This is a genomic window from Amycolatopsis japonica, assembly GCF_000732925.1.
GTDB lineage: Bacteria > Actinomycetota > Actinomycetes > Mycobacteriales > Pseudonocardiaceae > Amycolatopsis > Amycolatopsis japonica.
In genome coordinates, this window is sequence record NZ_CP008953.1 from 1,950,192 (window position 1) to 1,971,944 (window position 21,753).

24 protein-coding genes are annotated in these 21,753 nt (G+C 69.1%); 10 read left to right on the top strand and 14 right to left on the bottom strand.

Features of this window, described 5'->3' with window-relative positions; genetic code table 11:
* Window positions 1–34: 34 nt before the first annotated feature.
* The 4 genes from AJAP_RS09520 to AJAP_RS09535 are packed head-to-tail and all read right to left on the bottom strand — an operon-like array spanning window position 35 to window position 3,065.
* The gene (locus AJAP_RS09520; RefSeq protein ID WP_038509795.1) at window positions 35–508 is read right to left on the bottom strand and encodes a GNAT family N-acetyltransferase; all 474 of its coding nucleotides are present in this window, start codon (window positions 506–508) and stop codon (window positions 35–37) included.
* Window positions 509–517: 9 nt separating this feature from the next.
* Window positions 518–1,123: a DsbA family protein gene (locus AJAP_RS09525; protein ID WP_038509797.1), complete on the bottom strand. Its 606-nt coding sequence runs from the start codon at window positions 1,121–1,123 to the stop codon at window positions 518–520.
* A gap of 36 nt (window positions 1,124–1,159) precedes the next feature.
* Complete coding sequence (locus AJAP_RS09530; RefSeq protein WP_038509799.1) at window positions 1,160–1,642, bottom strand: MarR family winged helix-turn-helix transcriptional regulator; 483 nt, start codon at window positions 1,640–1,642, stop codon at window positions 1,160–1,162.
* A gap of 1 nt (window position 1,643) precedes the next feature.
* Entirely contained in the window at window positions 1,644–3,065 is a 1,422-nt protein-coding gene (locus AJAP_RS09535) for a PucR family transcriptional regulator (protein WP_038509801.1), read from the bottom strand.
* A 136-nt stretch (window positions 3,066–3,201) separates the two neighbouring features.
* On the opposite strand from AJAP_RS09535, the gene AJAP_RS09540 reads away from it, so the two are divergent.
* From AJAP_RS09540 to AJAP_RS09570, 7 genes are all read left to right on the top strand, one after another.
* The gene (locus AJAP_RS09540) at window positions 3,202–4,071 is read left to right on the top strand and encodes an FAD binding domain-containing protein (protein ID WP_038509803.1); all 870 of its coding nucleotides are present in this window, start codon (window positions 3,202–3,204) and stop codon (window positions 4,069–4,071) included.
* Window positions 4,062–4,532, top strand: coding sequence for a (2Fe-2S)-binding protein (locus tag AJAP_RS09545; protein ID WP_037342278.1), 471 nt, complete (start codon window positions 4,062–4,064; stop codon window positions 4,530–4,532). Before AJAP_RS09540 ends, AJAP_RS09545 begins: the two co-directional genes overlap by 10 nt.
* Window positions 4,529–5,878 carry an 8-oxoguanine deaminase gene (locus AJAP_RS09550; RefSeq protein ID WP_038509804.1) on the top strand — a complete coding sequence of 450 codons (1,350 nt, stop codon included), beginning with the start codon at window positions 4,529–4,531 and terminating at the stop codon, window positions 5,876–5,878. Before AJAP_RS09545 ends, AJAP_RS09550 begins: the two co-directional genes overlap by 4 nt.
* Complete coding sequence (gene pucD / locus AJAP_RS09555) at window positions 5,875–8,157, top strand: xanthine dehydrogenase subunit D (RefSeq protein ID WP_038509805.1); 2,283 nt, start codon at window positions 5,875–5,877, stop codon at window positions 8,155–8,157. The genes AJAP_RS09550 and pucD overlap by 4 nt, the downstream gene beginning before the upstream one ends.
* Window positions 8,158–8,366: 209 nt before the next feature.
* The gene (locus AJAP_RS09560) at window positions 8,367–8,861 is read left to right on the top strand and encodes a nucleoside deaminase (RefSeq protein WP_084098088.1); all 495 of its coding nucleotides are present in this window, start codon (window positions 8,367–8,369) and stop codon (window positions 8,859–8,861) included.
* 33 nt (window positions 8,862–8,894) lie between these two features.
* Window positions 8,895–10,337: an NCS2 family permease gene (locus AJAP_RS09565; protein ID WP_016336262.1), complete on the top strand. Its 1,443-nt coding sequence runs from the start codon at window positions 8,895–8,897 to the stop codon at window positions 10,335–10,337.
* The gene (locus AJAP_RS09570) at window positions 10,328–10,699 is read left to right on the top strand and encodes an allophanate hydrolase-related protein (protein WP_038509807.1); all 372 of its coding nucleotides are present in this window, start codon (window positions 10,328–10,330) and stop codon (window positions 10,697–10,699) included. Before AJAP_RS09565 ends, AJAP_RS09570 begins: the two co-directional genes overlap by 10 nt.
* A gap of 59 nt (window positions 10,700–10,758) precedes the next feature.
* Here the strand turns inward: AJAP_RS09570 and AJAP_RS09575 are convergent, their stop codons facing one another.
* Together AJAP_RS09575 and AJAP_RS09580 are read right to left on the bottom strand one after the other, a co-directional pair.
* Window positions 10,759–11,448, bottom strand: coding sequence for a hypothetical protein (locus AJAP_RS09575; RefSeq protein WP_038509809.1), 690 nt, complete (start codon window positions 11,446–11,448; stop codon window positions 10,759–10,761).
* Window positions 11,449–11,550: 102 nt separating this feature from the next.
* On the bottom strand, window positions 11,551–12,126 hold the full coding sequence (locus AJAP_RS09580) for an LmrA/YxaF family transcription factor (protein ID WP_443111224.1): 576 nt from the start codon (window positions 12,124–12,126) through the stop codon (window positions 11,551–11,553).
* 148 nt (window positions 12,127–12,274) lie between these two features.
* Between AJAP_RS09580 and AJAP_RS09585 the strand changes: the two genes are divergently transcribed.
* Window positions 12,275–13,780, top strand: a complete 1,506-nt coding sequence (locus AJAP_RS09585) for an alpha/beta hydrolase (RefSeq protein WP_038509810.1) — start codon at window positions 12,275–12,277, stop codon at window positions 13,778–13,780.
* Here AJAP_RS09585 and pucL read toward each other — a convergent pair.
* From pucL to AJAP_RS09605, 4 genes are read right to left on the bottom strand one after another with little or no spacing between them, the layout of a single operon-like run.
* The gene (gene pucL / locus AJAP_RS09590; protein ID WP_037342290.1) at window positions 13,777–14,655 is read right to left on the bottom strand and encodes a factor-independent urate hydroxylase; all 879 of its coding nucleotides are present in this window, start codon (window positions 14,653–14,655) and stop codon (window positions 13,777–13,779) included. The genes AJAP_RS09585 and pucL overlap by 4 nt on opposite strands.
* A 6-nt stretch (window positions 14,656–14,661) precedes the next feature.
* Window positions 14,662–14,979, bottom strand: coding sequence for a hydroxyisourate hydrolase (gene uraH, locus AJAP_RS09595; RefSeq protein ID WP_038509813.1), 318 nt, complete (start codon window positions 14,977–14,979; stop codon window positions 14,662–14,664).
* Window positions 14,976–15,467, bottom strand: a complete 492-nt coding sequence (gene uraD / locus AJAP_RS09600; RefSeq protein WP_038509815.1) for a 2-oxo-4-hydroxy-4-carboxy-5-ureidoimidazoline decarboxylase — start codon at window positions 15,465–15,467, stop codon at window positions 14,976–14,978. The genes uraH and uraD overlap by 4 nt, the downstream gene beginning before the upstream one ends.
* 58 nt (window positions 15,468–15,525) lie before the next feature.
* The gene (locus AJAP_RS09605; protein ID WP_038509817.1) at window positions 15,526–16,002 is read right to left on the bottom strand and encodes a helix-turn-helix domain-containing protein; all 477 of its coding nucleotides are present in this window, start codon (window positions 16,000–16,002) and stop codon (window positions 15,526–15,528) included.
* A gap of 105 nt (window positions 16,003–16,107) precedes the next feature.
* Here AJAP_RS09605 and allB point away from each other — a divergent pair, with 105 nt between their 5' ends.
* Window positions 16,108–17,436 carry an allantoinase AllB gene (gene allB / locus AJAP_RS09610; RefSeq protein ID WP_038509819.1) on the top strand — a complete coding sequence of 443 codons (1,329 nt, stop codon included), beginning with the start codon at window positions 16,108–16,110 and terminating at the stop codon, window positions 17,434–17,436.
* Between the two features lies 1 nt (window position 17,437).
* Window positions 17,438–18,454, top strand: a complete 1,017-nt coding sequence (gene alc, locus AJAP_RS09615; protein WP_038509820.1) for an allantoicase — start codon at window positions 17,438–17,440, stop codon at window positions 18,452–18,454.
* A 68-nt stretch (window positions 18,455–18,522) separates the two neighbouring features.
* Here the strand turns inward: alc and AJAP_RS44335 are convergent, their stop codons facing one another.
* The 4 genes from AJAP_RS44335 to AJAP_RS09630 are packed head-to-tail and all read right to left on the bottom strand — an operon-like array spanning window position 18,523 to window position 21,732.
* Complete coding sequence (locus tag AJAP_RS44335) at window positions 18,523–18,699, bottom strand: hypothetical protein (RefSeq protein WP_162836896.1); 177 nt, start codon at window positions 18,697–18,699, stop codon at window positions 18,523–18,525.
* A gap of 34 nt (window positions 18,700–18,733) precedes the next feature.
* The gene (locus AJAP_RS09620) at window positions 18,734–19,210 is read right to left on the bottom strand and encodes a CoA-binding protein (protein WP_038509822.1); all 477 of its coding nucleotides are present in this window, start codon (window positions 19,208–19,210) and stop codon (window positions 18,734–18,736) included.
* Window positions 19,207–20,496, bottom strand: coding sequence for an O-acetylhomoserine aminocarboxypropyltransferase/cysteine synthase family protein (locus AJAP_RS09625; protein ID WP_038509824.1), 1,290 nt, complete (start codon window positions 20,494–20,496; stop codon window positions 19,207–19,209). Before AJAP_RS09625 ends, AJAP_RS09620 begins: the two co-directional genes overlap by 4 nt.
* A gap of 54 nt (window positions 20,497–20,550) precedes the next feature.
* Window positions 20,551–21,732 (bottom strand): hypothetical protein, encoded by a 1,182-nt coding sequence (locus AJAP_RS09630; protein ID WP_038509827.1) that lies wholly within the window; start codon window positions 21,730–21,732, stop codon window positions 20,551–20,553.
* Window positions 21,733–21,753: the final 21 nt, after the last annotated feature.

Sequence of the window (21,753 nt, forward strand, 5' to 3'; positions counted from 1 at the left end):
GCACGTGCCGCAGTTAGTCGACTAAATGCGGAATTCAAACGAGAGGCTTCGCGTAGCGCAGGCAGGGTGCGGAAACCACTCCATCCGGCCCGGCCACCTGATTGTCGAACTCGCCCTCATCGACCCATCCGCACCGTTCGTAAAACCGCCGAGCCCGCGCATTCCCCGGCACCACCGCGAGCCAAGCGCGGGAATGCCCACCCGCGCGCACCAGCCGTTCGGCTTCAACGAGCAGCGCCCCCGCAACTCCGCTCCCGCGATGGTCCGACGAAACATAGACCTGTTCGACCTCATCGCCGACGACCATCACGAAACCCGCCACCGCGTCGCCCAGCACGGCGACGGTCGTATCGGCGACGCGTTCCGCTGCCCGGGTCCAGAAAGAATCGCGGGTGCGGAGCCGGACAAGTGCGTCGGGCACGTTGCCGAGATGGCCGTCCTGCCAGCCGTGGTACCAGATCTTCGCGACGGCGTCGGCGTCCGCGGATGTAGCCGGTCGAAGGGTCATGCGCGAAGTCTAGGAAACCAGCGCGCCGATCCGCCGTTCCACCTCGTCCGCGCTCGCGTTCCCGGCGACCAGGGTCACGATCCGTTCCCCGGGCAAGTCGGCCAGCAGGGTCGGGTAGCCGGTGACGCCCAGTTCCCGCGCCCGCCGGAAGTCGTCCGCCGCGGAAACGCGGTCCAGCGCGGCCTCGACGGCGTCCGCGTCCAGGCCCGCTCGCTGCGCGACCACGCGATAGGTCGAGACCTCGGAAAGGCTCAGGCCGTCGAGATAGAACGCCTCCTGCAGCAGGGCCGCGAGCCGCACCGCGCGGTCCGGCGCGACCTCGCGCAACGCCGCCATCCCGCAGGCGGCGGCCTCGGAGTCCATGACGAACTCGCCGTCCGCGATCAGCCGTTCGTAGCTTTCCCCGAACGGCGCGCCGGTGCGGCGGGTGATCTCGGCGTTGGCTCCCTGGACGTAGCCGAACTGCCGGATCGGCACCCGGCGCCCGCCGAGGAACAGGCCGCCGGAAACCACTTCGACCGGCAGATCCGGATGCCGGTGCGCGACGTCGGCCATGGTGCGGGCGAACCCGTACGACCAGCCGCAGTACGCGTCGAAGACATAGATGAGCTTCATGTCGGGACTCAACGATATCTGACTCGTCAGGTATTCCTAACGGAGCTTGGGGAGTGCGTCACGTGCCGAGTGGCTCAGCGTCCGCAGGTCCTGGGCGAACCGGTCGCGGTGGTCGGCGGGCAGCGGATCGAGGAAGAGCCGCTGGATGTTCTCGACGTGCACCCGCGCGGCCCGCACGGTCGTCTCTTCGCCTTGCGCGGTCAGCCGGACGAGTTGTACGCGGCGGTCCTGCGAATCCGAGGACCGCACGACCAGGCCGAGCGTGGTCATCCGGTCGACCAGCCGCGTCGCGCCGCCGGTGGTCAGCACCTGCTCCTGCGCGATCGCGCGCATGCTCATCCCGGCCGCGCCCGACCTGCCGACGATCAGGAGGACTTCGAACATCAGGTGCGAGATCCCGCATTCGGCCTCCAGCGCGCGGCCGAGCAGGTATTCGAGCCGGTTCGCCGCGCCCATCATCCGGCCGAAGGCGAGCACGCGCGGGTCGTAGGCGGCTTCTTTCGCCGTGGTGATGCCCATTTCAGCTCCCTGCCGACAAGGCCAAATAGACGTCGAGCTGTTCGGTGAACTCGGTCAGATCGGTGCCGAGCAGTTCGCTCGCGCGCCCGATCCGGTACCGCAACGTGTTGACGTGGACGTGCAGCGCCCGCGCGGCCCGCGTCGGCGAGCCGGAGCATTCGAGGAAGACGCGCAGGGTGTGGACCAGATCGGTGCCCTGTTCGGCGTCGTAGCTCAGCAACGGGCCCAGCACCCGGCGCCGCAACGCCGCCCGCAGGTCGTCGGGGGTACCCGCCAGCAGCAGCCGGTGCATGCCGATCTCGCCGCCGGGGACGACCTCGATCGTGCCGGGCCGTTCCGCCGCCACGGCCAGCGCGTAGCGCGCGACCTCCTTCGCGCCCCGCAGCACGGAGACCGGGGAACGGTCGCTGATCCCGATCAGCACCCGGCGACAGGGCAGCAACGACTCCACTGTGGACAGTGTGGCGGTCACCGTGACGGGCCACTCTTCCGGCCACTCGCCGTCGTCCTCGGCCACCGCCCACGTGGTTTCACCGGCGGGGCCGACCAGTGCGCCCGATGGCAGGAGTTCCGTCAGGATGCCGCGTGCCGCTTCGGATCCTTCGGTGCGCGCGACGACGAACCGCAGATCGCCGCGCAGTCCGGTCGCGGTCAGCGCCGCATGCGGATCGCTTCCTTCGTCGAGCGCGGCGAGCAACGGTTCGAGCACCCTGTCGGTGACGGCGCGCACCTCGTCCGCCCGCGTGCGCGCGAGCCCGATCAGCCCGGCGAGCTCTTCGGCGATCTCCGCCTGGGCGGCGGTCGGCGCGCCGCCGATCGCGAGCAGCCACGGCAGCGCGTGTCTGCCTCCGACCGGCCGGACCGAGACGTCGTCCGCCTCCAGGGAACGGCCGCCCGCGGCGACGAACCGCCGCACCAGATCCGACCCCGTGCCGGCGGGTTCCACCCAGCAGGGGAGACCGATCTCGGCGCGCGCCCGCTCCAGCAGCGTCTCCACCGACGCGTCTTCCGTCGCCGCTGAAAGCAAACGTTTGCGAGCACCTTCCGCGGCCGCGGCCAACGCCAGGACGACGCGTTCGGTGACGACCGAGAACGACAGGTCCGCCGGCACCTCCAGCAACGGGATCCCGTGTCGCGTACAGGCTTCGACGAGATCGTCGGGAATGCCGTCGGAATCCGCGCCGGACGCCGCGAGCGCCGCCGCCCCGGCCTTCGCCAGCGCGGCGACGAAGGCTTCGGAATCACCCGGCCCGCGCCACCACAGCAACCCGCTCAGGACGAGTTCGCCCGCCGACACGTACCGCCCGGGATCGGGTAGTTCCGTGACGTAGATCCGGGACACCGGGCGGTCGAGCAGAGCCGTCCCGGCGCGCACGCGCAAGCGCAGGCCTGGCAGCGCCAGCAGAGTTTTCACGGTCGTCATCAGGTTTGTAGGAAAGCACAAAACGACCGGCGTGTGCAGGGGAGATTTCATGCTTCGGCACCGTTGCCGCCATACGGGCGCAGGGCGTCTACTGAGTCAGCCGTCACAGATCGCCGCCGAACCGAGGAGCCCGAGAGTGGATTTCCTGCGCCCCAGCTCGCTGACCGAGGCGCTCGCCGTCAAGGCCGAGCGACCCGACGCGGTGCCCATCGCGGGCGGTACGGACGTCATGGTGGAGCTCAACTTCGACCACCGCCGCCCCGGCGCGCTGCTCGACCTCAACCGCGTCACCGAACTCGCCGAGTGGACCGAGACCGACGGCAAGATCCGCCTCGGCGCCTCGGTGCCCTACGTCCGGGTGATCGCTGAGCTGGGTGAAGTTCTGCCCGCGTTGGCGATGGCTTCCCGCACCGTCGGCTCGCCCCAGATCCGCAACCGCGGCACGGTCGGCGGCAACCTCGGCGCCGCTTCGCCCGCCGGTGACACGCATCCCGTGCTGCTCGTGCTCGGCGCCGAGGTCGAGGCCGCGTCGGTGCGCGGGACCCGGCTCATCCCGGCCGAGGAGTTCTATCTCGGCGTCAAGCGCAACGCCCTCGAACCCGACGAACTGATCACCGCGGTGCACCTGCCCGCCGAGGTCGGGCCGCAGCAGTTCGCGAAGGTCGGCACGCGTAACGCGATGGTCATCGCGGTCTGCTCGTTCGCGCTGGCGCTGCATCTCGACACCCGCGAGATCCGCGCGGCGGTCGGCTCGGCGGCGCCGACCCCGCGTCGCGCGACCGCGGCGGAGGAGTACCTCGGCACCGAACTTCCCTGGTCCACCAAGGCGTCGCTCACGGATTCGGTCAAACGCCGGTTCGGCGAGCTGGTGGCGGAGGCGGCGTCGCCGATCGACGACGTCCGCGGCAGCGCCGACTACCGCAAGCACGCGTTGTCCGTCCTGGCGCGGCGGACGCTGACCTGGGCGTGGAACGACTTCCAGAAGGGTGAACGCGAGTGCGCGTGAACGTGACGATCAACGGCGAGTCCCGCCAGGCCGACGACGTCTGGGAGGGCGAAAGCCTGCTGTACGTGCTCCGCGAGCGGCTCGGTCTCCCGGGCTCCAAGAACGCCTGTGAACAGGGCGAATGCGGTTCCTGCACGGTCTACCTCGACGACGTCCCGGTGTGTTCGTGCCTGGTCGCGGCCGGTCAGGTCGAGGGCCGCGAGGTCCGCACGGTCGAGGGGCTCGCCGAGGGCGACAAGCTCGACCGGGTCCAGCAGTCCTTTGTGGACGCGGGTGCCGTCCAGTGTGGCTTCTGCACCCCCGGCCTCGTGGTGGCCGCGCACGATCTGCTCAACCGGGTCGAAAACCCCGCCGACGAGGAGATTCGCGAGGCGCTGGCGGGGAACCTCTGCCGGTGTACCGGATACGAGAAGATCCTCGACGCCGTCCGGTTGGCCGCGACCAGGGGAGAGACCGCGTGAAGACCGTCATCGAGAACGCCGCGATCGCCACCGTCGACGGCGCGGGCACCGAGCACGCCTCGGGCCACGTCGTCATCGAGAACGACCGCATCGCGGCGGTCGGTGCGGGCAAGGCGCCCGACGGCGAGTACGACGAACGCGTCGACGGCTCCGGCTGCCTGGTCACCCCCGGTCTGATCAACACCCACCACCACCTCTACCAGTGGGCCACGCGCGGTCTCGCCGCCGACCACACGCTCTTCGAATGGCTGGTCGCGCTGTATCCGATCTGGGGCAGGCTCGACGCCGAGATCACGCACGCGGCGGCCACGGCCGGGCTCACCCGGCTCGCGACCACCGGCTGCACCACGGTCGCCGACCATCACTACGTCTTCCCGCGTGACGGCGGCGACCAGGTCGAAGCCCTCGCCGCCGCCCGGATTCGCGTCGGCGTACGGCTGCACGTCGTACGCGGCTCGATGGACCGGGGCGAGTCCCAGGGCGGGCTGCCACCGGACAACCTCGTCGAAGAGACCGAGGCCGCGCTGCTCGGCACCGAGGCCGCGATCGACCGGTTCCACGACGACTCCGCCGGCGCACATCTGCAGATCGCGGCAGGTCCTTGTTCACCGTTCTCGGTGAGCGAGCGGCTGATGACCGGTGCCGCGGATTTGGCGCGCCGCAAGGGGGTCCGGCTCCACACGCACCTCGCCGAGACGGTCGACGAGGAGAAGCAGTGCCTCGCCGAAGTCGGCTGCACCCCGGCGGAATACGCCGACAAACTCGGCTGGCTCGCCGACGACGTCTGGCTCGCGCACTCGATCCACCTCGCCCCGGAGGCGATCAGGCGGATGGGCGCCACCGGCACCGGTGCGGCGCATTGCCCGACCTCCAACGGGCGGATCGGCGCCGGGATCGCCCCGGTGCGGCAGCTGCTCGACGCCGGGGTGCCGGTCGGGCTCGGCGCCGACGGCGCTGCGTCCAACGAATCCGGCGGCCTCGGCGAGGAACTGCACCAGGCGCTGTTGCAGGCGCGGCAGCGCGGTGGACCGCGCGGGCTGACCACGCGCGAGGCGCTGTGGATGGGCACGATGGGCGGTGCGCGCTGCCTCGGCAGGCAGCAGGACCTGGGCTCGATCGAGGTCGGCAAGCTCGCCGACCTCGCGGTCTGGAACCTGAACGGCCTGAACTACGCCGGGATCACCGACCCGGTCGCCGCCTTGGTGCTCGGCACCACTCCGCCGGTCGAGCGGCTGTTCGTCGGCGGCGCGACCGTCGTCGACGGCGGCGCGCTGCGCGAGGAATCCGAAGACGAGATCGCCCGTGAGCTGGCTGTGGCCAGTGCCCGGCTGAGGGAGACGGTATGACCACCACTGAAGTCTCCAAGCAGACCACCGAGAACGGCGTGGGGTCGAGCCCCCGGCGGCCCGACGGCACGGTCAAGGTGCGCGGCGAGTTCGCCTACTCCTCGGACCTGTGGCACGAGGACATGTTGTGGGGTGCGACGCTGCGCAGCCCGCATCCGTATGCGCGGATCACCGGTATTGACATCACCGAAGCCCTTGCCGTGCAAGGGGTATACGCGGTGTTGACGCACGAAGACGTGCCCGGCGTGAACAAGTACGGCCTGGAGCACGCGGATCAGCCGGTGCTCGCCGTCGACGTCGTGCGCTACCAGGGCGAGCCGGTCGCGCTCGTCGCCGCGGACCATCCCGAGACCGCGCGCCGCGCGATGAAACGGATCAAGGTCTCCTACGAGGTCCTGGAACCGGTGACGGATTCCGAGAAGGCCGCCGCCGGTGAGGGCGCCGAGCTGCACCCCGGCGGAAACGTCGTGCGCTATGCCAAGATCCGCCACGGCGACCAGTCGGTGAAGGCCGACGTCGTGGTGTCCGGCGTCTACGAGGTCGGCATGCAGGACCAGGCCTTCCTCGGGCCGGAATCGGGAATGGCGATCCCGGACACCGAAGGCGGTGTCGATCTGTACGTCGCCACGCAATGGCTCCACGTCGACCAGCAGCAGATCGTCGCCGCGCTGGGCCTGCCGAAGGACAAGGTCCGGCTGACGCTCGGCGGGGTCGGTGGCGCGTTCGGCGGGCGTGAGGACCTTTCGATCCAGGTCCACGCGTGTTTGCTGGCGCTGCACACCGGCAAGCCGGTCAAGATGGTCTACAACCGCGAGGAATCGTTCTACGGCCACGTGCACCGCCACCCGGCGAAGATGTACTACGAGCACGGCGCGGACAAGGACGGCCGGCTCGTCTACGTGAAGGCGAAGCTGTATCTGGACGGTGGCGCGTACGCGTCGTCCACCGGCGCGGTGGTGGCGAACGCGGCCACGCTCGGCGTCGGTCCGTACAATGTGGACAGTGCGTCGGTCGATTGCTGGGGCGTGTACACCAACAATCCGCCGTGCGGTGCGATGCGTGGTTTCGGCGCGGTACAGGCGGGTTTCGCGTACGAGTCCCAAATGGACAAGCTCGCCGAGGCGTGCGGCATCGACCCGGTGGACATCCGGATCCGCAACGCGATGGCCGAAGGCAGTGTCATGCCCACCGGCCAGATCGTCGACTCGGCCGCCCCGGTCGCAGAACTGCTGGAACGCCTGCGCGCCAAGCCGTTGCCCGTCGCACACGAAGAACTGGACCTGCGCAGGATGCCCGGCGGCGTCTCCAACACCACGCACGGCGAAGGTGTCGTCCGGGGTGTCGGATACGCGGTCGGCATCAAGAACATCTGCTTCTCCGAGGGTTTCGACGACTACTCGACGGCCCGCGTGCGGCTGCAGCTCGTCGGCGGCGAACCCGCGGCGACCGTGCACACCGCGGCCTGCGAGGTCGGCCAGGGCCTGGTGACGATCATGCAGCAGATCGTGCGGACCGAACTTGGCATCGAGCAGGTGACGATCCTGCCGATGGACACCAACATCGGCAACGGCGGTTCGACGTCGGCCTCGCGGCAGAGTTACGTCACCGGCGGCGCCGTACAGGCCGCTTGCGTCGCGGTGCGTTCCGGGCTGCACAAGCACTTGGCCGGCAAACTCGCCGCGGACGGGAAGCTGAACGTCGTCGCGAACAAGGTCGTCTCGGCCGACGGCAGTGTGCTCGCGGACCTCGCCGACGTACTCGGTGACGAGGTCTTCGACGAGACCGTCGAATGGCGGCACCGTCCGACGGCGCCCATCGATCCCGAGACAGGGCAAGGGAACGCGCACGTCCAATACGGCTTCGCGGCACACCGCGCGGTCGTGGACGTCGACACCGAACTCGGCCTGATCAAGGTCGTCGCGCTCGACTGCGCGCAGGACGTCGGCAAGGCGCTGAACCCGCAGGCGGTGCTCGGCCAGATCCAGGGCGGTTCCGCGCAGGGGCTCGGGCTCGCGGTGATGGAGGAGATCCAGACCGACGGCGGGAAGATCCGCAACCCGTCGTTCACCGACTACCTGATCCCGACCGTGCTGGACATGCCGCCGATGGACATCGACGTCCTGGAACGGCCCGACCCCAACGCCCCGTATGGTCTGCGCGGGGTCGGCGAACCGCCGACGATCTCGTCCACCCCGGCGATCGTCGCGGCCATCCGCGCGGCCACCGGGCTCGCGCTGCCCCGTGTCCCGGTGCGTCCCGAACACCTCACCGGCACCTGATTGGCTGTTGGTGAACCCGCGTCCGCGATCGACGTCGGCAGGGCGCCGCCTGGTCATTAGCCTCACGATGGCGGACAAGGCGCCCTGCCACCGCGATAGCGGGGCCTTCGGCCGGGGCGGGTTCACGCGTTGGTCGGTTTTCGGATCTACCTTTAGCTCCGCCGACCGGCACCTGACAATCCGTACTTTTTCGAGCTAGGAGCACATCCGTGGGTACCCGTCTGTCCATTTCGGAGTCCGACGAGCAGAAATGGCTCGCCGAGGCCGTCCAGCTGGCCACCGTGAACGTCGAAAACGGCGGCGGCCCGTTCGGCGCGATGATCGTCCGCGACGGTTCGGTGCTGGCCACCGGGACCAACCAGGTGACCCCGACGCTGGACCCGACGGCGCACGCCGAGGTGGTCGCGATCCGCGCGGCCTGCCAGGCGATCGGCGACTACAAACTCGACGGCTGCGTCCTCGTGACCTCCTGCGAGCCTTGTCCGCTCTGCCTTTCCGCCGCGCTCTGGGCGCGTGTCGGCAAGGTCGTCTACGCCGCGGACCGCCACGACGCGGCCGAGGCGGGCTTCGACGATCGCGAATTCTACGACCTCTTTTCCCGCCCGCGCGAGACCTGGTCACTACCCGTCGGCCAACTGTCCCTTCCGGACTCCTTCGCGCCTTTCCAGGCCTGGCTGTCGAAACCCGACAAGAAGGCTTACTAGTCTCTTCCCGCCCCACAACGTTGTGGAGTAGGCATGACCCAATTAGGTACTGAGCGTCCCCACCTGCCCTCGTCCGAGCCGAGGCGGCTGTCCGGGCTCGACCGCTGGTTCAAGATCTCCCATCGCGGCAGCACGATCGGCCGCGAGGTGCGCGGCGGGATCACCACGTTCGTCGCGATGTGTTACATCGTGTTGCTCAACCCGCTCATCCTCGGCGCGTCGGCCGACATCACCGGCGCGAAGCTGACCACCGAGGCGATCACCACCGCGACCGCGCTGGCGGCCGGCGTCACCACGATCCTGATGGGCCTGGTCGGCAACGCGCCGCTGGCGCTCGCGGCGGGCCTCGGCGTGAACGGTGTCGTCGCCTTCCAGATGGCACCGGCGATGACGTGGGCGCAGGCCTTCGGGCTCGTCGTCCTCGAAGGCTTCTGCATCGTGCTGATGGCCGTTTCCGGGGTACGGGAACGGATCATCAACGCGATCCCGATGGCGCTCAAGGTCGCGATCACCGTCGGGATCGGGCTCTACATCGCGCTGGTCGGCCTGGTCAGCGCCGGATTCGTGACCAGGACGCCGGATTCCGCGCAGTCGACGGTGCCGGTGCGGATGGGGATCGCCGGTCACCTCGAAGGCTGGCCGATCGCGATCTTCTGTCTCGGGCTGCTGCTGATGATCGTGCTCGTGAGCCGCGGGGTGCCGGGCGCGGTGCTGATCAGCATCGCGGTCGCGACCGGGCTCGCCGTGCTGGTCAACAGCGTCTTCCACGTCGAAGGCTGGGGCCTGGTCGAACCCAAGGTGCCCGACCAGGTCGTGGCGCATCCCGACTTCAGCCTCCTGGGCGACATCGATCTCTTCGGCGGATTCGGCTCGGCGGGCGCGGTGACCGCGGCGGTCTTCCTGTTCACGCTGGTGCTTTCCGGCTTCTTCGATGCGATGGGCACGATCACGTCGGTCTCGGAGGAGGCGGGCCTGGTCAAGAACGGCAAGGTCGAAGGGATGGGCCGGATCCTGCTGGTCGACGGCGCGGGCGCGCTGGCGGGCGGTGTCACCGGATCGGCGCCGAACACCGTGTTCCTCGAATCGGCGGCAGGCGTCGGCGAAGGCGCGAGGACCGGGCTGGCGAGCATCGTCACCGGCGGGTTGTTCACCGCGACCCTGTTCCTGACGCCGATCGCGGCCATCGTCCCGGCGCAGGCCGCGGCGCCCGCACTGGTGGTCATCGGCGGGATGATGATGGCGCAATGCGCGCGGATCCCTTGGCGGGACCTGGATTTCGCGATCCCGGTGTTCCTGACGATCGCGCTGATCCCGTTCACCTACTCGATCACCAACGGGATCGGCGCCGGGCTGGTCGCCTACGTGCTGATCAAGATCTGCAAGGGCAAGATCCGCGAGATCGGCTGGATCCTCGGGATCCTGGCCGCGGTGTTCGGGGTGTACTTCGGGATCGAAGGGATCATGTCGTGGTTCTGATGTTCCTCAACGGCGGCGGGATGCGTGGCGGACCGCTGCACGAACAGCTGCAGGGCGCGCCGTTGTGCTGCGTGGCCCGTTCCGCGCCCAAGTACCACTACTTCTCCGTGGGCGACCGGTTCCCGGCGATGCACGAGGGCGGCTCCGCTTCCGTCGTGGGCGAGGTCTACGACCTGCCGCTCACGGTGCTGCGGGATCACCTGGTCCCGGCCGAACCGCCGGAATTGGAGCTGGGCGTCATCGAACTGGAGGATGGCGCGGCCTGCCTCGCCACCGTCCTGCGTTCGTCCTATGTGGACTCACCCGAACTGGCCGACATCTCCTCCGTCGGCGATTGGCGGGCCTATCTCGCGTCCCGCTAGTGGTCCGTGAAGGCCTCCTTGAGGGACCCAGAGTCCCTCAAGGAGGCCTTCACGGAACGTCAGAGCACGAAGACGAGATCGCTCGCCGCGGAGTGGAACATCTCGGGCGAGCCCGCGTAGAAGGCCCGCCATACGCCGGGCTTGCGGTGCTCGGCCGAAGCCGCGAAGGCCCAGGTCGTGCCGTTCCAGGTGGCGTCGACCGTCGCCGCCGTGGTCCAGCGGTAGGTGCTGAACGAGAAGTACTGGAGCTCGACCGGGATCGGGTTCGCGGTGTACCGGCCGGGGAACTCGATCGTGCCGAAGGCGGTCACGGCCTTGTCCGCACCGCGGCCCGCCGCGAACGACGTGATCGCCACCGGGTGGAGCACGACGATCTTCGGGGTGTCGGCGCGCGAGTTCGCGATCGACGGGTCGGTGGAGAAGAAGTCGGCGTGGTAGTTGCCGGTGCGGATCGGGGTCAGCGTGGCGCTGTAGGCACCGGTGGCGTCGGTGACCGGCTTGGCCTGCGCCTCACCGCAGAAGCCGTTGAAGCAGAACGAGATGCCCACCTCGGCGCCCGCGATCGGCGTGGCGTCGGCCTTGGTGAGCTTCCCGGAGATCGTGACGGTCTTCCCGGCGTCGATCTTCGTGCTGCTGGTGGTCGCGGTGAGGGTGGACGGCTGCACCTCGGCGGCGGTCGCGGGCATCGCGCCCGCGGTGAGCAGCGCGGCCGCGGCGATGGTGCCGATCACGAGCTTCCTGATGATCATGGGCTCCCCAAACGGATTCCGGTGTTGGCGACGGCTAGGTCGGCCGGAAGCCGTTGTCCGTTGCGGGGAAATCCCTGTGTTCAGAAGCCCGCCGTCGGTGCTTCACGCATCAGGGAGCAGCGTGCGCGCGAAGGCCACGGACGACGCCCCCGCGACCTCCAGCGCTTCGGTGTTACGCAGCGAACGGCTCAACACGAACGCCCCTTCGAGGCTGTTCACCAAAGCGATCGTGAGCCGCCGAGCGGACTCCGGCCCGAGGCCGTACTTGCCGAGCTTCTCGGCCCCGGTCTCGATCCACGCGGTGAACACGTCGGCCGTCGCGATCCGCAGCTTTTCGTTGGTGCTGGCCACCTCGAGCGCGACGGTGGCGATGGGGCACGCGTCGGCGTAGTCGGTCGCCTTCAGCGTCTCGGCGGCGCTGGCGAAGCAGGCCTCGATACCGTGGATCAGGTCCGGCTCGTCGGCGAAGAAGATCTCGAACAGCGCGAGGTACATCATCCCCGAAGTGCGGATGACCTCCTCGCCGAGCTGTTCCTTGCCACCGGGGAAGAAGTGGTACAGCGAGCCGAAGGGCGCGTTCGCCGCCTCGACGATCTGCTTCACCCCGGTGCCGGTGTACCCGTTGCGCCGGAGCAGCTCGGCGCCGGCGTTCACGATGCGTTCCCGCGTTCCAGTCACGCTCTCCATGATAGAGCGTTCTATCTAGTTCCGGTGGTCCCTTCGACCTTGGTTCACCTTCCGGCGCTACCTGCGGTCGATGTTCGCGTGGTGTGCCCGGCCCTAGCGTCTGGAGCCGTTGGGAATCCGAGGAAGAAGGGGGAAGAACATGAAACGGCTACTGGCCGTCGGGTTGCTCCCGGTGATCGTGGGCGGGTTGCTCGCCGGAGCCGGCACGGCTTCGGCGGGCGTCCCGGCGCACTACACCGGCCAGAAACTGGATTGGCATCCCTGCGCGGCGGAGGAACTGGTCACGTTGCCGCCGGGCACCGATATCGGCGGGCTCGAATGCGCGACGTTCCGCACTCCCCGCGACTGGGATCGCGCGGACGAGCGGCAGGACCTGACCATCGCGGTCAGCAGGCTGAAGTCCACCGGGCCGTCGACCGCCTCGGTGCTCACCAACCCGGGTGGGCCGGGCGGTCCCGGGCGCTGGTTCCCGGTGACCTTCCGCGGGCAGGAGAAACTGCGCGAACACCAGGACGTCATCGGGATCGACGTGCGGGGGACCGGCAAGAGCACCAACGTCACCTGCCGGGGCGCGGCCGACCTCATCCGGCAGCTGGATCCGCGCGACCGTGACCCGCGCAATCTGAACCAGATCCTGGCCAACGCCGAACACGTGGCCAGGTCCTGTCAGAGCGCCGGCGGCGAACTCAGGCCGCTGATCACCACCCACCAGACGATCAGGGACTTCGATCTGCTCCGGACGCTGCTCGGCCGGGAGAAGATCAACTGGGTCGGCTACTCGGGCGGCACCTGGCTGGGAGCGCACTACGCGCAGCAATTCCCGCAGCGGACCGGGCGATTCGTACTGGACTCCTCGACGGAGTTCACCACGGACTGGCAGAAGACGTTCGACCGGCAGCCGGTCGGTTTCGAACGGCGCTGGCGGCAGGACTTCCTGCCGTGGATGGCGCGGTACGACGCCAAGTACCACTTCGGCACCAACGGCGAAGAGGTCCGGCAGACCTACGAGCGGGTCCGCTATGCCTTGTCCCGCAACCCGATGGACGGGAACGGGCCGATGGAACTCGACACCGCCATCATCTACATGCTCTACAAGAAGGCGACCTTCCCGGCGCTGGCCGAACTGCTGGTCAAGGTCCGGGACGCGATGGAGAACCCGCAGGCGAAGGCCGAGGCCAAGGCCGCCGTCGAGGCCGCGGGTGACCACCCCGACGCGCAGGACGCCACGTTCTGGAACACCCTCTGCGGGGAAGGGCGTTTCACCGGCACCCGCGAGTCGCTGATCCGCGCTTCGCAGCGGAATCTGGACCGCGGTCTGCTCCTGGCGGGTGGTGGCACGTTGAACGCGTCGGTCTGCCTGTTCTGGGACAAGGAGCCGCGTCCGCTGCCGAAAATGGACGGCAAGGGGGCCCCGCCGGTGCTGATCGTGCATTCCGAGCACGACCCGGCCACGGCGATCGAGGGGGCCAGGAAGGCGCACGCGGGGTTCGCGAACTCGCGCATGCTGACCGTGACCGGCGAGGGCGACCACGGGCTCTACGCGGACGGGAATCCCAAGGTGGACGAGATCGTGGACGCCTACCTGGTCGACGGGGTCGTCCCCGTCGACCAGAGCGTCCCCGGTATGCCGCTGCCGGTGCCTTAGAAGGCGGCGAGGGTGTGCCAGGCCAGGCCCGCGTCCTCGGCGTCGTCGCGGAGGACGACACCCTCGATCAGGCCGTACGGGCGGTCGGCGGCGTAGAAGACCTCGTTGTCGTTCTTCAGCCCGAAGGGTGACAGGTCCACCAGGAAGTGGTGCTTGTTCGGCAGTGAGAGCCGGACTTCGGCGACCTCTTCGCGTTCCTTGAGCACAGCCTCTCCCATTGCGTACAGCGTCTGCTGCAGGGAGAGGCTGTGCTTGTCCGCGAAGGTCTCCAACAGGATCCGCCGGACCTCCGCGTGACTCGTGGCCCAGTCGATCCCGTCGCCCTGGTAGCGCCAGCGCGCGGTGACGGCGGTGGCGAGGATCCGGTCGTTCGTCTCGGCCAGCGTCGTGTACTCGTCGCGCGGGAAGCCGTGGAACTCCGAGCCGGTCGACTTGAGCACCACGAGATCGTCCAAACCGGACACGACCCAGGCCTGGTCACCCTGGACGGTCACGGCGGTCGTCCGCTTTTCGCTGCCCGCCTGGGAGAACGCGTGATCGTGGCCGGAGATGCGGTTCCAGCCGTGTTCGTCGATCAGGATCCGGGCGCCGGTGATGTGCTCGAACGAGCCGACGAAATGGCGTCCGAGCCGCAGCGCGAAGTCCTCGATCTCGCCGACCGGGGCTTCCTTGGCGAAGGCGTAGACGGTGTTCTTCTGGGTGTCGGTCGCTACGACGTCGGCGTTGTCGCCGGTGAGGTGCGTCGCCGCGAGGTCGCCGCGAAGCGACGTCGAAACGGTGAGGTCCTTGAGGTGGTGGACGGTGCCTTCGCGCTGAACGGTGACGAGCCGGACTTCGGCCTTGCCGTACTGGTTGGGGCCCAGGGTGATGGCCACGGGCGATCAGCTCCCTCGATAGGTGGAATAGGCGAACGGGCTCAGCAGCAACGGCACGTGGTGGTGCTCGGTCCCGTCAGCGATGCGGAAGGTCAAGGTGACTTCGGGGAAGAAGGAGTCCGGGCCGAGATAGGCGCCGGTGTCGAAGACCAGCCGGTACACCCCGGGTTCGAGGGTGTCCGGGCCGAGGTCGCGGATCCGGCCGTCGGCGTCGGTCCGGCCTTCGGCGACGGGATCGCCCGCGCCGGTTTCGAGCCGGACGCCGACGTCCGCGGCGGGCCGTCCCGCGGCGGTGTCGAGGATGTGCGTGGTCACGAGGCTCATGCCGTCACCGCCTTCTCCAGCCGCAACGCGGCGATCTTGGCCAGCTCTTGACCGGCCACTTCGAGTTCCTTCTCAGGGTCGTTCGAAAGCCTCGAACGGAGGTTTTCCAGCAGTTCGGCGCCGCTCCGGCCGCTCGCGCAGACCAGGAAGACGTGCCCGAACGTCGCTTCGTATTCGGCGTTGGCCGCGGCGAACTCGCGCGCCGCGTCACCGTCCACTCCGGACTGTTCGGAGCGCGACCAGCCCGCTTCGGTGCTCTGCCCGCCGGCTTTCTCCCCGATCCGGGGATGGGCCGCCATGGCGCGCCGGACCTCTTCGGGGCGCAACGGGGTGAGCGCCTCGGACGCGGCGAGTAGCGCGGCGAGGTCGGCGTACGGGCGCCTGGCCAGCAGGGTTTCCACCCAGCGCGGGACGTCGAGGCAGGCGGTCAGCGCCGGCCGGACGTCCTGTGCGGGAGCCTCGTTGAACTCTCGAATGGTGAGCGGCACGGGAACTGACGGTACGGCGACGATTCCGCCGCCGTCAACATTTTGTTGAAACAGCCCTTCAGTCTTGGTCTCGGTTGAGGTAGTTGTAGACCGTGAACCTCGTGACCCCCAGTGCCTCCGCGACGGTCGACACCGACTTGCGGAGGCCGAACGCGCCGCGTTCCTTGAGCAGCCGCACCGCGCGCTGCTTGGCGGCGCGGTCGAGGGTGTCGAGTTTCCCGCCGAGTTCGCGTTCGACGTCGCCGATGAGGCGGGCGAGGGCGCTGTGCAGCTCGACGGCGGGTTCGGCAGTGTCATCGCCGACCTGGCGGAGCTGGAGGGTGACGCGTGTGGCGCCGCCGTCCAGTGCCGCCCTGGCGATGGCGGGAAGCGCGTCGAGGAGGGTGTCGGCGTCGCCGCGGACGAGGGTGCCGAGCGGGCCGAAATCGGCGGACAGGCCCGCGCCTTCCGCGGTGTCGCGGGCTTTGACGGCGTGTTCGGGTGGCGGACCCTCGCCGTGGAACGGTTCGCTGGTGAACTCGGCTTCTAACTGCACCAAGCGAAGGTAGCGCCGCTTGGGCTCGTTGACGAGCAGGGTGGCCGGAGTTAATGTCGGAGTGCGAAACCTCGATTCCACTGAGTGGAAGTTGGAGGCTTTTTGATGGACTTGGTGATCAACGCCGCCCGAGCAGTGACGGCCGCCGGAGAGGTACCCGCGACCATCGGTGTCGACGGCGGCCGCATCGTCGCGGTGGAGCCCGCCGGAGCCGGTCTGGACGGCGATCGGGTACTCGAACTCGGTGATGACGTCGTGCTGCTGCCGGGGCTCGTTGACACCCACGTGCACGTCAACGACCCGGGCCGCACCGAATGGGAGGGTTTCGCCTCGGCGACCCGCGCGGCCGCGGCGGGCGGGGTCACCACGATCGTGGACATGCCGCTGAACAGTCTGCCGCCGACGGTCGACGTCGCGTCGCTGGAGGTGAAGCGCAAGACCGCCGAGGGGCGCGTGCACGTCGACGTCGGGTTCTGGGGTGGCGCGATCCCCGGCAATCTCGCGGACCTGCGCGGCCTGCACGAGGCGGGCGTCTTCGGGTTCAAGTCCTTCCTGCTGCATTCCGGCGTCGACGAGTTCCCGCCGCTGGACGCGCGTGGGCTCGAAGAGGCGATGACCGAACTGCGGACGTTCGACGGCATGATCATCGTGCACGCGGAGGATTCCGACGCGATCGATCACGCGCCCGACCCGCATGGCGAGAAATACGAAGACTTCCTGCACTCGCGGCCGCGTGGCGCGGAGAACGTGGCGATCGCGCAGGTGATCGAACTGGCGAGGAAGACGGGCGTCCGCGCGCACATCCTGCATCTGTCGTCCTCGGACGCGCTGCCGATGGTCGAGAGCGCGCGGCGCGACGGCGTCCGGCTGACCGCCGAGACCTGCCCGCACTACCTGAGTTTCACCGCGGAGGAGATCGGCGACGGCGCCACGCAGTTCAAATGCTGCCCGCCGATCCGCGAGGCCGGGAACCGCGAACTGCTGTGGAAGGGCCTCGCGGACGGCGTCATCGACTGCGTGGTGACCGACCATTCGCCGTGCACGCCGGAGCTGAAACGCTTCGACAGCGGCGATTTCGGGCTCGCCTGGGGCGGGATCGCCGGCCTGCAGCTCGGCCTGCCCGCCGTCTGGACCCAGGCGCGGCAGCGGGGGTTCGCGCTCACCGACGTCGTCCGCTGGATGGCCGAACATCCGGCAGCGCAGGCAGGGATGCGCCGCAAGGGGCACCTCGCGCCGGGCTACGACGCCGACTTCAGTGTGTTCGCACCCGACGAGGCTTTCGTCGTCGACGTCGCGAAATTGAAGCACCGCAACCCGGTCAGCGCCTACCACGGACGGCCGCTGGCCGGTGTCGTCCGGAGCACGTGGTTGCGGGGCGAGGAGATCACCGGTGAAGACCCGGCAGGCGTTCTGCTGACCCGGGGTGATTGCTGAGATGGAGGATGCCGTGAACGACCGTCCTGAGTGGACAGCCCTGCCCGACCTGGCTTCGCGTAAGTTCGGCGGGACCGTGATGTGGGCGACGGACGAGTTGTTCGCCGAGAAGGAGAACCTGGTCAATCCCTGGGTGCCCGCGCATCAGACGGAGACCTTCGGCCCCAAGGGGCAGGTCTACGACGGCTGGGAGACCCGGCGGCACCGCGAGCCCGGCGACGACCAGGCGGTGATCCGGCTGGGCCTGGCGGGCGCGATCACCGGTGTCATCGTGGACACCGCGTTCTTCAAGGGCAACTACCCGCCGTTCGTCTCGGTCGAAGCGTGCGCCGTCGACGGCTATCCCAGCGCGGCCGAAGTCGCCGAAGCGGACTGGGACGTGCTGGTGAAACGCGGCGCGGCAGCGGGACACACGGAGAACTACTTCGAGATCGGCGGGAGCAAGCGCTACACGCACGTCCGGCTGACCATGCATCCGGACGGCGGCGTGGCCCGGCTGCGGGTGCACGGCACACCCATCCCGGATCCGCACCTGCTCGACCTCGGCGCGCTCGACCTCGCCGCGCTGGAGAACGGCGCGGTGGTCACCGGGTGCAGCAACATGTTCTATTCCTCGCCCAACAACCTCTTCTCGCCGGGACTCGCCGCGCATCAGGCCGAGGGCTGGGAGACCGCGCGGCGCCGGGACGACGGGAACGACTGGGTCACGGTGCGCCTCGCCGGCGCGGGCGTCGTCCGGTTCGCCGAGTTCGACAACAGCAACCTCAAGGGCAACGCACCGGGCTGGGCCGCGCTGAGCGGCCGGGACGGCGACGGCGAATGGGTCGAGCTGCTGCCCAAGACGCGGTTGCAGCCGGACACGCGGCACCGGTTCGCCCTCGCCGAGGGCCCCGAGGTGACCGAAGTCCGTCTCGACATCTATCCCGACGGCGGGATGGCGCGCCTACGTCTCTTCGGCGCGCTTTCGGAGCGTGGCCGCGCCGACGTCGCTTCGCGTTTCGAGGCGGCTCGCTCCTGACGCATTTCGTCCTCTGAATGCGGTAGTTGGCATCGAGAACTACCGCGTTTAGAGGACGAAATGCGGGGTCAGGGACGGGCGCCGGGCCGGTTCAGGTACGCGGAGAACAGCGAAAGGACGATACCGACCGAGAAGATCGCGGTGAGCCACCAAGCGCCGCCGATGGACAGGTTCCACACCAGGGCACCCGCCATGAGCAGTGCCATGACGATGTTCCTGAGCTGCAGCGGCGTCGGTTTGGCCATGCCGCCACCCTCTCACGGGCCGGGCGGGCCCTGGTCAGGGGGCGGACTGGCGACGTGAGCTGATCACGCCGGTGTTGAACCCGGCGAGGTGGAGCCCACCGGCGAACCGGGCGTGCTCGATCTTCACGCAGCGGTTCATCACCACGTCCAGCCCCGCCTCCTTGGCGAGGTCTGCGACGGGCTCGTGCCACAGGCCCAACTGAAGCCAGAGCGTGCGCGCTCCGGCCTCGACGACCTCCTCGGCCACGCCGGGGAGGTCGTCGTGCTTGCGGAACACGCTGACCAGGTCGGTCTCGCCGGGCACGTCGGCCAGTGACGGGTACACCGGCCGTCCGAGGAGTTCGTCCAGCCGCGGGTTCACGAAGTTGACCTCGTACTTGCTGGAGGACAGCAGGTACGTCGCGACGAAGTAGCTCGGCCGCGCGGGATTGTTCGAAGCGCCGACGATGGTCACCGACCTCGTCCGCGAGAGGATGCGGCGCCGCTCGACCGCGCCGGCGTCGTAGGTCATCCCGCCACCGCCTTGCCGAGCGCCTGATCGAGATCCCACAGGATGTCGTCGACGTCCTCCAGCCCGACCGACAGGCGGATCAGGTCCGCGCCCACCCCGGCCGAACGCAGCTGATCCTCGGAGAGCTGCTGATGGGTGGTGGACGCCGGATGGATGACCAGCGTCCGCGCGTCCCCGACGTTCGCCAGATGCGACAGCAGCTCGACCGAGTTCACGAACGTCTCCCCGGCGGTGCGGCCGCCGTCGACGCCGAAGGAGAACACGGCGCCAGGCCCGGCGGGCAGGTACTTCTTCGCGCGATCGTGGTGCGGGTGATCCGGCAGTCCCGCGTAGTTCACCCACGCCACCCGGCTGTCGTTCGCGAGGTACTCCGCGACGGCCCGCGCGTTGGCGACGTGGGCGTCCATCCGCTGCGGCAGCGTCTCGACCCCTTGCAGCAGGAGGAAGGCCGAGTGCGGCGAGAGAACGGCGCCGATGTCGCGCAACTGCTCGGCGCGAAGCCGGGTGCAGAAGGCGTACTCGCCGAAGTTCTCCCAGTACTTCAGGCCGCCGTAGCTCTCGACGGTCTCGGTCATCCGGGGGAACTTCCCGTTGCCCCAGTCGAACTTCCCGGACTCGACGACCACCCCGCCCAGGGTGGTCCCGTGCCCGCCGAGGAACTTCGTCGCCGAATGCAGCACGATGTCCGCGCCGTGCTCGATCGGGCGGCACAGGTACGGCGTCGCCAAGGTGGCGTCGACGACCAGCGGGATGTCGTGTGCGTGCGCGAGCTCCGCCAGCCCGGCGATGTCGGCGATCCCGCCGCCGGGATTGCCGATGACCTCGGTGAAAAGCAGCTTCGTCCGGTCGGTGATGGCGGCCGCGTAGTCCTCGATGCGGTCTCCGCTGACGAAGGTCGTCTCGATCCCGAAGCGGCGCAGCGTCCCGGTGAGTTGCGTGACCGTGCCGCCGTAGAGCCCGCCCGCCGAGACGATGTGGTCGCCCGCCTCGGCGAGGGCGGAGAACGTCAGGAACTCCGCCGCCTGGCCGCTGCTGGTCGCGACCCCGCCGATCGCGCCTTCGAGGCTGGCCAAGCGTTCCTCGAAGGCCGCGACCGTCGGGTTGCCGATGCGGCTGTAGATGTTGCCGTACTTCTGCAGCGCGAACAGGTTCGCCGCGTCGGCCGCGTCCTCGAAGACGAAGCTCGTGGTCTGGTAGATGGGCACGGCGCGGGCGCCGGTCGCCGGATCGGGCGTCCCGCCCGCGTGCAGGGCGCGGGTGCGGAAGCCCCAGGTGCGTTCACTCATCGCGCCCGACGCTACCTCGCGTCCCACTCCGTGGCCATCGTTCCCAGCACGTGGCTACTTGCGGTCCAGCGTGATCACGGTGCCGGGACGGTGACCGTTCCGGCGCGGGGTGACCGGACGCGGTTCACGCGACACCGCGACCCCGGCGGGCCGCTGCCGATCGATCGGCAGGACCTCTCGCGAGTTCGTCCGGTCGGCCAGCCGCAGGGACTGGGCCGAGGTAAGCCACTCCTCGGCGGGCTCCGCGATTTCGAGCAGCAACGCCTCGAATTCCGACCGGGTGGTCTCGAGGATGTGCGGCGCCGCGAGCCAGCGCAGCACCTGACGTCCGGTGACCGCCATCCGTTGGCGCGGCGAGGACACCAGTCGCTGGTCGAAGTAGCGGATCAGCACCTCGTCCACGGTGTCCCAAGCGTTGGCCGCGCCGAACAGGTCCAGCACGTCCTCCGAACCGAGGATCTTGAACGCCTCGGTCAGCAGTTGCATGACCTCGACCCGCAGCACGTTCAGGTGACCGTACGAGGTGAACTTCAGGTTGTTCCGCAGGTCGAGACCGCTGCGCCGGACGACCGCCACACTGCCGAAACTCGGGTCGTACGCGCGTTCGCGGACGACGTCGGAGATCCGCTTGTCCCGCCAGAACAAGGCGACCTGGTTGCTGAACTGGGTGAACAGCTGGTGGAAATCGGTGTTCGGCCGCGAGTTCGCCGAGCCGAGCCCCTTGCCGTAGCCGAGCACGCGCCGGTACGCGCTGACGCGATCCCGCCTGGTGTAGCGCAGGACGTCCCGCCGGTCGAACCGGTACAGGCCGAACGCGCCGGGGCCGTCCGAAAGCCGGATGGCGCCGCCCTGGAACAGCTCCTGCAGTTTCTGCACCACGCGGAACACGCCGATCCGTTCGTGCTGGTACAGGTAGTACAGATCGCCGACCGCGATGACCCGTTCCGAGGCGACGGTCTCGTCGTAGGCGTCGACACCCGGTGGCATCGCCGTCGCGCCGAGGTCCGTGGCCGAACCGTCGCCGAGCCCGACGAGCTGCGCGATCCCGCCGTCCGCCGGCCCCGGTTTGCCCCGCTGTTCCGCCTCGACGGCGGTGAGCATGTCGTCCAGCTGTTTGAGGACCGCGTCGCCGAGTTTCGGATCGCTGCCCAGTTCGTTCGCGAGCTTCCCGGCGACCTGGCCGCGCAAGGCCGCGACCCGGTCGAAGAGTTCCCGGTATTCCTTTTCCGTGCCCATCGTCTTCCTCCCGTACGGGTC

Coding starts and splice junctions, on each gene's coding strand:
- AJAP_RS09620 (WP_038509822.1), bottom strand. CDS start 19,210: ATGACCTACGACGCCGGCGCGGTCGAGCGGCGCCGCATCCTCTCGCGG.
- alc (WP_038509820.1), top strand. CDS start 17,438: ATGGAGGATGCCGTGAACGACCGTCCTGAGTGGACAGCCCTGCCCGAC.
- AJAP_RS09520 (WP_038509795.1), bottom strand. CDS start 508: ATGACCCTTCGACCGGCTACATCCGCGGACGCCGACGCCGTCGCGAAG.
- AJAP_RS44335 (WP_162836896.1), bottom strand. CDS start 18,699: ATGGCCAAACCGACGCCGCTGCAGCTCAGGAACATCGTCATGGCACTG.
- AJAP_RS09630 (WP_038509827.1), bottom strand. CDS start 21,732: ATGGGCACGGAAAAGGAATACCGGGAACTCTTCGACCGGGTCGCGGCC.
- AJAP_RS09525 (WP_038509797.1), bottom strand. CDS start 1,123: ATGAAGCTCATCTATGTCTTCGACGCGTACTGCGGCTGGTCGTACGGG.
- allB (WP_038509819.1), top strand. CDS start 16,108: ATGGACTTGGTGATCAACGCCGCCCGAGCAGTGACGGCCGCCGGAGAG.
- AJAP_RS09585 (WP_038509810.1), top strand. CDS start 12,275: ATGAAACGGCTACTGGCCGTCGGGTTGCTCCCGGTGATCGTGGGCGGG.
- AJAP_RS09535 (WP_038509801.1), bottom strand. CDS start 3,065: ATGACGACCGTGAAAACTCTGCTGGCGCTGCCAGGCCTGCGCTTGCGC.
- AJAP_RS09565 (WP_016336262.1), top strand. CDS start 8,895: ATGACCCAATTAGGTACTGAGCGTCCCCACCTGCCCTCGTCCGAGCCG.
- AJAP_RS09530 (WP_038509799.1), bottom strand. CDS start 1,642: ATGGGCATCACCACGGCGAAAGAAGCCGCCTACGACCCGCGCGTGCTC.
- pucD (WP_038509805.1), top strand. CDS start 5,875: ATGACCACCACTGAAGTCTCCAAGCAGACCACCGAGAACGGCGTGGGG.
- uraH (WP_038509813.1), bottom strand. CDS start 14,979: ATGAGCCTCGTGACCACGCACATCCTCGACACCGCCGCGGGACGGCCC.
- AJAP_RS09575 (WP_038509809.1), bottom strand. CDS start 11,448: ATGATCATCAGGAAGCTCGTGATCGGCACCATCGCCGCGGCCGCGCTG.
- AJAP_RS09625 (WP_038509824.1), bottom strand. CDS start 20,496: ATGAGTGAACGCACCTGGGGCTTCCGCACCCGCGCCCTGCACGCGGGC.